This is a genomic window from Rhizobium sp. SRDI969 (assembly GCF_025152725.1).
GTDB lineage: Bacteria > Pseudomonadota > Alphaproteobacteria > Rhizobiales > Rhizobiaceae > Rhizobium > Rhizobium leguminosarum_I.
The window spans coordinates 217,454-229,248 of the sequence record NZ_CP104036.1 but is presented as its reverse complement, the minus strand read 5'-3'; the positions used below and the strand labels follow the sequence as shown (position 1 = coordinate 229,248).

The following is an 11,795-nucleotide window of genomic DNA, read 5'->3' as shown; positions in this document are numbered from 1 at the left end:
TCCGGGAGGTCGTCCGCTTACCGGTACTTGCCGGCAAGCGACTGGACGAGAGCCAGATTGTCCTTCGTCACGAAGCCGGGTCCGGACAACACCGAGTTCGCCTGCAGGACGCCGTAGCGAAGGTCGTTGGTGAGGGTGATCACCGGCAGATAGCCCTGAAGGAACGGCTGCTGGTCGATGGCGAAGTTGATGACGCCATCCTTGATCGCCTGCGAGATCTCCGGCGTGAGATCGAATGTCGCGAAGAAGATCGTGCCGGCCAAACCGGTATCCTTGAGCGCCTTGATGGTAGGCAGGGCAGTCATCGGCCCAAGGGTCAGAACGGCGCCCGTATCCGCATGATTGGAAAGATACGCCTTTACACGGTTGGCGATTTCGGTCGCGTCGGTGCCCGAGTCGATCATCTGTCCGCCGAGTGGCACACCCAGGCCGGCCGCAAAGCCCTCGCAACGCTGCTGCCCTGCGACGTTGGGGAAGAGACTGTTGACGCAGAGGAACGACGTGGTGCCCGCAGCCTTCGCGCGCTCACCGGCTCCCTTGCCGGCGTCGAATTCGGGCTGTCCGACATGAAGCAGGGCGCCGAGCTTCTTGGATTCTTCTGCCGTACCGGTGTTCATCGTGACAACAGGGATGCCCTTGGCAACCGCGTCTTCGATGGCGCCACCGACCGTCTCGACATCGGGAATAGTGACGATGATCCCGTCAGGCTTCTCGGCGGTGGTCTGCTGGATGATGCGCACCATGTCGGCCAGGTCGCCGGTCGGCGGGTTGCGGAAGGTCACGGTCGCGCCGACTTCTTTTGCTGCCAGGCTGGCTCCGTTCTTCACGGTGTTCCAGAACGTCTCGCTGTCGGGCGAATGATGGATGAGAACGTATTTCTCCCCATCCGCCAGGGCAGTTCCGACAAAGCCCAGAGTGGCCAAGACAGCCAAACCGGCAAGCAACGCCGCCTTTAATACACGATTGTTCATATTTTCCTCCTCATGGTGACCAAGAGCGGTCTGCTTGGCAGCTGGCCGGGTGCGGCTGCACCACCGTCTTCTCTCTCCAACTCCGAGCCAATGTTATGCATTTTTGTCTACTCGGGATGAACCAGGGGCAGAACAAAACAGTATTGCAGTAGCTGCAAAAATCTTTCGGTGATTGTACCGGCGGCCGTGACATTGGCGGGACCTTCGAGGCGACTGGATCGCGCCCTAACGCATGTCGCCAGTTCACCAACGGCATCGTAAAGTTAACAAACCCCGGCCAAGGATGGGAAAGGTTTGCGGGAGTTAAGCGGCTTGAAGGCGCATAATGTCGCGCCAAATCTGCATAGCCACGTCTCGTAGCTCTCGATGGTGAACTGAAGCGATATCCTAGCAGCGAATGCGGAAAAGGTTGGCGATCGGATCATGGACCGGACGAAACGCTAAAGCTGTCGCGGTGACCTGAAGCGCTTCAAACGGCGACGGGTCTACAGCACGGCAATTGCCAAGCTGTTATCGTCCCAAGGATGGCGAGCTTATTCATCCGACGAACCTAAGCCGTCCATTTGGCCTCGTAGTCGCTGTTCTTAAACTCCCTGACCAAAAAGTCGATGAATAGGCGGGTCTTGGCAGGAAGGTGGTGACGGGTCGGATAGGCGATATTCATGGTCAGCCGCGGCAGATCCCAGTCGTCCATCACTCGCACCAGCCTACCCGACTCTAAATCATCATTTATGATGTAGGTCGGCTGAGCCAGAATCCCGAGGCCGTCCAAAGCGGCCTTACGTATGATCTGGCCTTCGTTCGAGTTGAGTACGCCGTTGACCGGCTTTGTGATGGTTTCGCCATTCTTCTTGAAGGTGAGATGGTTCCAATTGTCGGCCAACGTGTAGAGGAGCAAGTCGTGCTCGGCGAGCTGATCGGGATTGAGTGGCGCGCCACGCTTTGCCAAGTACTCGGGCGACGCTGCAAGCAGTCGCCTGGTTTCAGCGAGGCGGCGGATGGTGACCGACGAATCTGCCTCCACGCGACGCGTACGAATCGCCAGGTCGACCCCGTTTTCGATCAAATCATAATATCGATTGGAAACCAGTACCTCGACCCTCACCTTAGGATAGGCTCGAGTGAACGCTGGAATGAGCGGGCTGAGGTGCAATAGGCAGAACGACATCGAAGCGCTTATCCGCAGCAACCCGCTTGGACTCAACGCGCCTTCGCTGACGCTCGCTTCCGCATCGAGCATCCCCGCCACCAGCTCCTTGCCGCGTTGATAGTACAGTTCCCCTTCGCTGGTCAGACTTAGATGTCGAGTGGTCCGTTGCACCAGCCGAGCGTTGAGACGCTCCTCGAGAGATTGCAGGCTTCTGCTCGCGGCCGAGACTGACATGTCCAACGCGTCCGCGGCCCTAGTGATACTGCCACACTCCGCGATCTGTATGAAGACTTCGATCTCTGTGAGACGATCCATGGCCCGACATTCTTGCGTTGAGCGCGAAGACCATTGCGATGTTCGACTTTTCTTGCGCGTGCGCTATAGCTTAATGTAACCTTGCTGGAACAGAAGGGTTTGAATTTCTCCAGTATGTGGAGTGAAAGTTTACAATGACCCAGATCGACCAGTTGAATGGAGTTATTGCATTTCTGCACTCCGCAGAAACTCTCAGCTTCACGGCGGCGGCCGCCAAATTGGGTATTACGAAGTCTGCGGTCGGCAAAAGCGTGACGAAGCTTGAAGAGCGCTTGGGTATCAAACTGCTGCACCGGAGCACACGGCGGTTGAGTCTAACTCCCGATGGTGAAGCCTATTATGCGAGCGTGCGACATGCGCTTGGGGAAATAGCAGCGGCGGAGACAACGCTGCTCTCAAAAAGCCAGGTGATTTCAGGACGATTGCGGATCGACGCTCCCGCAGCGTTCGGACGGCAGATTCTCATGCCTTTGCTGCTGGATTTTTCCAGAGCCTACACGGGTCTGACGCTGTCCCTCTCGTTTAACGACAAGATCGTCGATCCCGTCGAAGAGGGTGTCGACCTCACAATCCGGTTCGGTGAAACTCGCGACTGCACCGGGCTAATATCCAAGAAACTTACTGAGCAACCTTCCGTCGTTGTAGCGTCGTCCTCATACTTAGCAGCACGGGGAACACCTCAAAGCGTCGCCGATCTTCAACAACACGATTGCATTTGCGGCTTCGGAGGCAATTCAGCAAGCTGGCGCATCAAGGGTTCAGACGGCGCTGCGGTTCGATATTTGCCCCCTGTCAGTCACCAGTTCGGTGACGGAGAGGCGATCGTGCAGGCGGCGTTGGCTGGTCTGGGGCTCTGCCAAATGCCCCGTTCGCTCGTGCGGGCGCATTTGGAGAAGGGAACTTTGACGTCAGTTCTGCAGCAGATCGCAGATGTTCCAGTGTCCGTCTACGCCGTCTGGCCGGTGACGCGCCATCTGCTGCCGCGGGTTCGAACCGTCGTGGATTTCCTGGCGGAGAAAGGGCGACAAGGAGCCCTTGACTGAACAGGGCCTTGGGAAATGAGCCTCTGGACATCGCGCAGCGTTCGACCAGCGCTGGTGCTCCTTCAACGCCAATCTCGACGACCTTGTTTGGGAATTTGCCTCAGCATGTTCATGTCACGGCTTATCAACTCCAATGCGGCCGGCCATACCCCTGCTTGATCCCGTCAGCACCGTGATCATGAACGCCAACAGTGGCAACGTAGACGCAGGGATGGTCGCGGGCGTATTTGTAAAACGCGATGGGCCGCTTGTTGCACATTGACATCAAGTTGCTGAGTGCGAGGTTGGAAGCTTCTGATAAGCGCCTACCCGCGGCTTTCAGCCAGATTCGCACCGCGCAATCTCCCGCCTGAATCTTTTGCATGCGCCGGGAAAGTGTTTTCCGGTTTGGGCTCTTATTTGCTGGTTTAGCGTTTGTATTATCCAAACACCGGGATGGAGGGCGGAGCGCATTAGCGGTCTCGACATCTGTCAACCGAAAGTTTCCAGGCGGTTCTGAAGGCACTTGCCAACGCGCGCAAAAGTCTGGCCCGAAGACCCAGAAAGTCGAGAGGATTTGGCGGTGAAGGCTATACGCTACTACGGGAAACATGATGTCCGAGTGGAGGAGGCTGCCGAGCCCGCGTCACCCCAGTTTGGCCAGGTCATCGTAGAGCCGACCTTTTGTGGCATCTGCGGGACCGATCTGCACGAGTTCGAATCCGGTCCGATCTTCACTCCCAAGTCGCCCAACGGCTATAGCGGGGCCATCCTCCCTCAAATCCTGGGCCATGAATTCGCGGCGCGAGTCGTCTCCATCGGCCCTGGTGTGGAGACGCTGAAGCCTGGAGACCGCGTGTCAATCCAGCCGCAGATCGGCCCAAGACTCGACTATTTCGGGACCCGCAACCTGTCGTTCCTGGGGCCTCAGGCTTCCGTCGTCGGACTGAGCTGGCCTTGGGGCGGCATGGCGAAGCGCGCCATCGTCCACGAATACAACGCGATCCGCATGCCTGACGACGTGACGGACCAGCAAGGCGCGCTCGTCGAGCCGGCGGCGGTAGCCGTCCATGCCATTGACCGATCAGGGCTGACGCCTGGGGGTACCCTTCTTATAACGGGCGCGGGTCCGATCGGCGCGCTGGTGGTCCTCGCGGCTGTCGCCGCAGGTGTGACGCGGATTTTCGTCAGCGAGCCGAATGCCAACCGTCGTGCGCGCATCGCGGCGCTTTCGAACGACGTCACGGTGCTCGATCCTAGTTCCCCGGACTTCATGTCCACGATCAGGGACGGGACGGAGGAGGGCGTCGGAGTAGACGCGGCGATTGAGTGCGCGGGCCATCCCCGCGCCTTGCAGACTTGCCTTCAGGCCGTCCGCGCCCAGGGCACCGTCGTTCAGGTCGGGCTAATGGGCGGCCCCGCCGAGATCAGTCCGTTCGAACTGACGATGCGGGACATCACTCTACGGGGATCGCTGAATTACCCGCTGACCATCTGGCCCCGAATTTTCGAGATGATGAGGACCGGCCTCTATCCAGCCGAGAAGATCGTCGATGACGAAATCGCCATGGATGACGTCGTCGACAAGGGCTTCCGAGAACTCCTGGACCCGAACGGGGGCAAAATGAAGATACTCGTGTCGATGCAGTCCGCCTGAGGCAGCGGACTTCTTTCCAAAGGAAAGATCGAAATTCCGCGATGAGGGAATCCTCGCGTGGATGTCGGCTGCCCATAGTTTCGAAAGTGCTACATAAGCTCGCATGGAAAAGCCTTGCCGTCGCGCAGCTCTTGCATCCATACGGATACTAATATAGTATCTGAAAATGGCTTCAGTAAACACTCAATTTTCGATTGCCGTCCACGTCATGGCGGCAATCGCACATCACGAAGGAGTTTTCGCGTCGGAGGTTCTCGCACGCAGCGTGAATGCGAACCCGGTTTTCGTTAAAAGAATCCTCGTTAAACTCTCGAAGGCGAAGCTCGCGAAGACGACTGTTGGCAAGTCGGGAGGTTATGGCTTGGCACGAAGCTCCAATAAGATTTCGCTCCTAGACATCTACCTGGCGGTAAACCCTCCAGATGCTTTTGCCATCCATGCTTATCCCGTGAGCAAGGAGTGTATTATCAGCTCTAACATCAAGGAAGTCATGGGCGGCGTGCTGGTTGGCACTGAGGAGGCCGTCCATGGCCATCTCAGACAGACGACGTTGGCGGATGTGGTATCGAAAATCAGAGCCAAGGCCAGTTAGCTTTTTGCCCTGATTTTTTTGCCCATAATAGATACGTTCATAGTAACCAATACCGATCAAAAAAAGGACCACGAAATGACGCAACTGAACGAAAAATCTCCTGTGATTACCGGTGGCGCTACCGGAACTGGGCCAGCCGCTACAAAGCAGGGCAAGGATGCGCCCACCGCCGTTCTCATCGGTGTGACCGGAGGACTTGGTCACGCGCTGGCTAAGCTCCTGGCGGCCGAGGGCTTCCGGTTGGTGCTCGCGGCTCGGAGCGAGAACGACGCCGCTAAGTTGACCGGCCGGAACGATGGTTCGGCGATTTACCAGCGCGCGGACGTCACCGATCCGGCGAGCATGGGGAAGCTGGCGGCAGTGGCCTTCGAGCACCTCGGCCGGGTCGATGCGGTGGTGAACCTTGCGGGCATCTCGCCGCGCAAAGCTATTGAGGAATACACTTTGGCCGATATCGACGATCTGTTCGCGATCAACGTCAAGGGGCCTATGTTCGTGACGCGGGCCTTCCTGCCTGGACTGCGCAAGCAAGCCGGTAACGCAGTGGTTGTCCACGTCGGCGGTGCCATGGACGGCCGGGTGGCGCTGCCGTTTATGAGTTCCTATGCCGCGAGCCGCGGCGCGCTGGCGAGCTATGTGCAAAGCGCCAACCGCGAACTTGCCGGGACCAACGTAATGCTTTCCTTCTTTGGGCCTGTTCCCTCCAACACCGAGGCCGAGTCGCCTTTCTTCGACATGTGGAGCAAGCTGGGCGTCGACCTATGCGAACCCGACCAGGTCGCGCGCGAGATCCTCGCCACCATCCGCGAACGTCGTAAAGTCCACGTCATGGGCGGCGGGACGCTCAAAATGCTTACGCTCGCGAACGCCATATCGCCGTCCATTGCCGACGCAATGGGCCTACGAAAATTTGGCAAGCTCATGCAGCAGTATCGTCCACGCTGATCGGGCCTGAACATGCGACGAACGCGTCGCCTGCCACCCCTAGGGCTGACAGTACCTTACAAGCTGTGGTGACAGCCCACCCAGATGAAAGCATCTGATGTTCCACCTCGTTTTCGGAATTCCCTGGCTGGTCGTCATGGTACGATTCATTCAGCCACTGCCATGGATTTGGTCGGCAAAGGCATCCCTCGCGATCCTCTTGTTGGTAGCCTCGCAATTTCATCTGGTTAGTCGCCTCTCTTCCGGCTCGGTCTTCGACCCAGAGTTTCCCCGCCCTTTGGCCATTGCTTTCAATGTCCTTTTCGGCGCGATCGTGTTGCTAGCAGTGTTTCAGATTGCGCTAGATGTGGTCTCACTCGCGATCATCCCATTCAAGGGAGGCTTCCCCTCTGCCCCGGCAGGTCTGCGATATGCCATCGGAGTTTTGGCCCTTGGCCTGTCAGCGTACGGTGTCAACCAGGCAATCAGAGTGCCACCGCTAAACGACATAGAAATTGCCATCGCTGGATTGTCTCCCGAATTTGATGGCTATCGGCTGATTCAGTTGACTGACCTTCACATCAGCCGTCTGTTCCCAGCCGCATGGACTAAAGAGGTCGTATCGAGGACCAATGCGCTCAATGCGGACCTGATCGTCATCACCGGGGACTTCATCGACGGTGACGTGGCTCACCGCAAAGACGATGTCGCACCGCTTTGGGGTTTGAGGGCACGTGACGGTGTCTACGCAATTCCGGGGAACCACGAATATTTCTTCGATTACCAAGAATGGATGCGCCACCTCGAGATGTTGGACATGCGGATGCTGTCTAACAGCCACGTAGTCCTCAGGAGAGGCAATGCCGAGATCGTACTGGCGGGTGTGACCGACTTGTCGGCCCGCGGGCACAGCGCTCCACCGCCGGACCTCGCGGCGGCAATCAAGGGAGCTCCTGCGAACACCCCCATCCTATTGCTCGATCACCAGCCGATGATGGCCGAAAAAGCGGCCGCCTCTGGTGTGGCGATTCAGCTGTCGGGGCATACACATGGTGGCATGGTTCTCGGCCTCGACCGGTTGATCGCGCGCGCCAATGGAGGCTTTGTTTCGGGTCGATACCAAATCGGAGCCATGACGTTGTACGTAAACAACGGAACAGGCCTGTGGCCCGGATTCGCATTAAGGCTCGGCGCTCCATCGGAACTAACCAGAATCACCCTCCGGGCGATAACCAAGTGATCAGCAAGCATACCTGTCTGTAACATCGTTTATACGGAAAACGACCCGGACCGTGTGGAAACACAAAACCAAACTCGCTGCATAGAATGCAATTTCATAGAATTCTGACTTTCAATGATCTGGCCGCCTTGAAGGGAATCGAACCTGCGGCCCATTTTCATCGACACCGTCGGAATTTCAGGAATGCTCGAGTCTGGAGACTGAAGCGAAACTCCCAGGCGCTAATGCCACAACGCCGAAATTGGCACGGCAGATAGGCGTTCGCCGAATGGAATCACCTTGTTATGATCGTACAAGACAATGCCCGAAACAAATTGTTCTCCACATGCTTCGGCCAAAATTCGCAATCCGGAAAAATCGAAACTCGAGACGGATGCTGCCGCTTTTATCTCGATACCGACAACTCTCCTCTTCTATCTTCGATAACGATATCGACTTCGTTCTGCTGCTTGTCACGAAAACGCAGGCGCTGCTGAAGCTGTCGCGGCGGTCACCGGAACTGACCTGGCTGATCCTCAACGGAGGGGTACCTGATCAGGAGAGAAGCGAAAGCAAATTTATGTATATTTCCATCGCACCGCCAAGCCGACCGGGGTGCGCATCCTCCGCGACTATCTCGTGATTCATGGCTTCCTGACCAAGGAGGGCGAACAGTATCGAATGACGCCTCGATTGGGCCGCAGTGTTGGAGCTGTCGAGGCAGAATGCGGAAAAAGCCGGCGTGGCTGACCGGTATCGGACGATAGCCGGCAGTGCTTTCGATGTCGCGACTACCAGGACAAAACAGACCCAGGGCCACATACTGGATCAACGCGGTAATCAGAAACCAACCCGTCGGCATCGAAATCGCTCTGGCCAGTGCTCAAGGAACGAACGCGACTGGAACCGCCGGCAGGGTTGTCTCATGTCCCTGATCTGAAGTCGGTTACGCCTTATCTTTGCGTCACGCGCCGCGAAGCGACCAAGTGGATAGGCCCGTTGCCTTCAAAGGTCCGTCCGCTGCGCTGCCCGTCCGCGCTTTTGTCGCCGTCCAATTGAAACTGGTTGACCAGATCCCGCAGGCGGCCTGCCTCGGAGGACAATGAGGCAGCGGCAGCCGTCGACTGCTCAACCATCGCCGCATTTTGCTGGGTCGCTTGGTCCATCTGATTGACGGCCGTGTTGATCTCAGCAAGTCCCGTCGACTGCTCACGCGCCGATGTGGCAATCGCATCCATGAGTTGGTTGATCTGCACGACATACTCACCGATCGACTTGAGCGACGTTCCCGTTTCGAGAACCAGTTTTACGCCATTTTCCACATCAGTTGATGACTTTTGAATAAAGCCTTTGATTTCCTTGGCCGCTTGAGCTGCGCGCTGGGCAAGCTCACGGACTTCCTGTGCGACCACTGCAAAACCTTTGCCCGCCTCACCCGCACGGGCAGCTTCAACGCCGGCATTCAATGCCAGGAGGTTCGTCTGGAAGGCGATTTCATCGATTGCACTAATGATGTTCGAAATCTGCTGTGAACTGTCTTCGATGCGTCGCATGGCCTGTTCCGCCTGCGAGACGACAGTTGCCGACCGCTGAGCGCTGATATCGGCTTCCTTGGCGACGTTGCGCGCCTCGTCGGTGCGTTTGGTCGACATCGTCACATTCGACGTGATCTCATCCAGGGCTGCGGCCGTCTCCTCCAGAGAGGCTGCCTGTTGTTCGGTACGCTTGGACAGATCCTGCGCGGCAGATGCAATTTCACCGGTACCATTATCGATGCTGTGCACCGTCTCGAGCACGGCGCCGATCGTCGCACCCAGTTGCCGGAGCGAGGCGTTGAAGTCTTCGCGCAACGCTTCATACTCGGCCGAAAATTGCTCTGAAAGCTGGAAGGATATGTCGCCTGCTGCAAGCCGCCGGAGACCTTCGCCCAATGTCGTGGTCGCGAAGCGCAATTGTTCCGCCTCGCGTTCAACGCGCTGCTGGGCTGCGGCGCGCGTTGCCTCGCTCTCTCTGCGGGATTCGGCCGCTTCCTTCTCGAGCCTGACGACATTGAGGGCATTCTGGCGGAAGATTTCAACCGCACCGGCCATTTCGCCGACTTCATCGGCGCGACCGGCATAGGGAATATCACTGTCAAGATCGCCACCCGACAAGCGCCTCATGGCGGAGGCAATGTCTCGGATTGGGTTGGCGATGCCTGATATCGCAAAGAAGATGCCGGCTATGGCAAGAAGCACGGCCAGCCCTGCGATCGCGGCTGTCAGCAGGAAGGCGGATTGCGCGGAATCACCGCTCGCGGTCACAAAGCCTTCGGCCTGTTTGAGAATGAAAGCGACTAGATCCGCCACTGCCTTGTTCACCAGCTCGGCTTGCGGCTCCATATTTTCCTTAAAGAGGCGGATAGCTTCAGGCGTCTTCGCGTCATTCTCAAACGCGATCATTTGCTCTGCCAACGCACGATATTTGGCGAGTTCCGGCTTGATCTGATTGATCAGTTCGCGCCCACGCTCCGTGCGGACACCCTTTTCGTATTCGGCGACAACCGTGTCCAGCTCAACGCCAGCCGCATCGATCTCTTGCTGGCCGGCCTTTTTTTGCTCCGCCGTGTCCACGAGAAGGTATTGTCCATAGACCAATTTCAGGTCGAGGAAGTTATCCTTGATCTCGCGAGCCGTCACCAGCCGCTGCATCCAGAAGGTCCCGATCTGCTCGGTATTGGCACGAAGCGTCGAAATCGTGGTCAGCGAGATATAGGACAGGCCCACCATGAACAGACTGATGACCGATAGCTTTAAGATCAGGGCTTGCTTGATACTCGGGCGTTTCATGCGGGTCTCCTCCAAGGTACTACGACGACCGGCGTGCCGGCTGATGTAAAATTTCGCACCGGATTCAATAATTTAGTATTAACTAAACAATGGTCCCGCTTTATTTCCTCAGATCTGCCAAGCAGATCCATACTTACGCGATCAAATAAGCGCACCGCGACTTTAAGTTCCTTGAATCTGAGGAACATGACACGTGTCGCGAGCGGAAATAACCCCGGTCTTAGTCTCGATAACAGGAATGAATCGGTCGACATCGACCAGAATCGGCACCCCCGGTCATTTCGCCATTGAGAAGCGTTGGAATGCCAATCGCCACAGCAAATGCCGATCAGCTCACGCAGCTGTCCTGCCAAGTGCGAGCTCAGCAAGCAGCTGCATGCTTGCAATTCGATCTACCGAACACATACCGGGTCGATGCAGCAACCAGAAGATCAACCTGCCGAGATTGAAATCGCGCTCTGGCAGTATTCCGGAACGAAGGCGACTGGGACCGACGGATGCAGCCGCTTTCATCGGATGAACGGGAGCGCGCATCGACCTACCGATTTGATCGGGATGGGGCTCCCTTCATCGCCGGCCGGTATCTCCTGCGGCGGCTGTTGAGCATGCATCCTCGGATATCGCCGAGCGGGCTGCTGTTGCCCCGGACAACCACGGCAGGCTGAGGCTTAAGGGACGTGAGAGGCTACAGTTCAGCCTCACCAGTGCCGATGGGCTCCGTAGCGGTCGCTGTGGCTTTTGGATGTGATCACTCGGTTGCCCCTGCGCGCGGTGGCGGGTGCGCTGGTTTCGCCAACGCGCCAAGCAGAAAGCGTCTCGGCAAACAGCAGTCCGGTATCTGCCTTAATGGCGCCCGTGCAACTAAGATGAGTGTGTTAGTACCTTTTAATCGATAAAATGAATGCGTTCGACATTCTTGAAAAGGTTGCACCTAGCATCGACGCCTTCTGCGCCAGGTGAATTGCTCAACAGGCCGTTCTGTCCGGGGAGGAAGGGACCGAGACGATCGTCAATCTGCCGGTCTTGAAAGGAATCGAGCCGTGAATTCGGCCTGTCACGTGTGTGAGACTTTGGCCCAATATGGCACGCTAACTGCACACTGTCGTCTCCTGGTACA

8 protein-coding genes and 2 pseudogenes are annotated in these 11,795 nt (G+C 57.3%); 6 read left to right on the top strand and 4 right to left on the bottom strand.

The window, feature by feature from the left end; translation table 11 throughout:
- Positions 1 to 17 precede the first annotated feature (17 nt).
- Both N2A41_RS25235 and N2A41_RS25230 read right to left on the bottom strand, forming a co-directional pair.
- A complete protein-coding gene (locus tag N2A41_RS25235; protein WP_260111379.1) occupies positions 18 to 971 on the bottom strand; it encodes a sugar ABC transporter substrate-binding protein in 954 nt (317 codons plus the stop codon).
- A gap of 550 nt (positions 972 to 1,521) precedes the next feature.
- On the bottom strand, positions 1,522 to 2,436 hold the full coding sequence (locus tag N2A41_RS25230; protein ID WP_222281279.1) for a LysR family transcriptional regulator: 915 nt from the start codon (positions 2,434 to 2,436) through the stop codon (positions 1,522 to 1,524).
- A 134-nt stretch (positions 2,437 to 2,570) separates the two neighbouring features.
- Here N2A41_RS25230 and N2A41_RS25225 point away from each other — a divergent pair, with 134 nt between their 5' ends.
- The 5 genes from N2A41_RS25225 (at position 2,571) to N2A41_RS25205 (ending at position 7,871) form a co-directional block, all read left to right on the top strand.
- Entirely contained in the window at positions 2,571 to 3,479 is a 909-nt protein-coding gene (locus tag N2A41_RS25225) for a LysR family transcriptional regulator (RefSeq protein ID WP_222281278.1), read from the top strand.
- 562 nt (positions 3,480 to 4,041) lie between these two features.
- Complete coding sequence (locus N2A41_RS25220) at positions 4,042 to 5,115, top strand: zinc-binding dehydrogenase (protein ID WP_260111378.1); 1,074 nt, start codon at positions 4,042 to 4,044, stop codon at positions 5,113 to 5,115.
- Positions 5,116 to 5,281: 166 nt separating this feature from the next.
- The gene (locus N2A41_RS25215) at positions 5,282 to 5,707 is read left to right on the top strand and encodes an RrF2 family transcriptional regulator (RefSeq protein ID WP_260111377.1); all 426 of its coding nucleotides are present in this window, start codon (positions 5,282 to 5,284) and stop codon (positions 5,705 to 5,707) included.
- Between the two features lie 75 nt (positions 5,708 to 5,782).
- Complete coding sequence (locus tag N2A41_RS25210) at positions 5,783 to 6,652, top strand: SDR family NAD(P)-dependent oxidoreductase (RefSeq protein WP_260111376.1); 870 nt, start codon at positions 5,783 to 5,785, stop codon at positions 6,650 to 6,652.
- Positions 6,653 to 6,749: 97 nt separating this feature from the next.
- Complete coding sequence (locus N2A41_RS25205) at positions 6,750 to 7,871, top strand: metallophosphoesterase (protein WP_260111375.1); 1,122 nt, start codon at positions 6,750 to 6,752, stop codon at positions 7,869 to 7,871.
- Between the two features lie 221 nt (positions 7,872 to 8,092).
- Here N2A41_RS25205 and N2A41_RS25200 read toward each other — a convergent pair.
- Both N2A41_RS25200 and N2A41_RS25190 read right to left on the bottom strand, forming a co-directional pair.
- A pseudogene (locus N2A41_RS25200) lies at positions 8,093 to 8,331 on the bottom strand (ATP-binding protein); the annotation flags it as partial.
- A gap of 472 nt (positions 8,332 to 8,803) precedes the next feature.
- Complete coding sequence (locus tag N2A41_RS25190; RefSeq protein ID WP_260111436.1) at positions 8,804 to 10,678, bottom strand: HAMP domain-containing methyl-accepting chemotaxis protein; 1,875 nt, start codon at positions 10,676 to 10,678, stop codon at positions 8,804 to 8,806.
- A gap of 414 nt (positions 10,679 to 11,092) precedes the next feature.
- On the opposite strand from N2A41_RS25190, the pseudogene N2A41_RS25185 reads away from it, so the two are divergent.
- Positions 11,093 to 11,430: pseudogene (locus tag N2A41_RS25185) on the top strand (4'-phosphopantetheinyl transferase family protein); the annotation flags it as partial.
- Positions 11,431 to 11,795 lie beyond the last annotated feature (365 nt).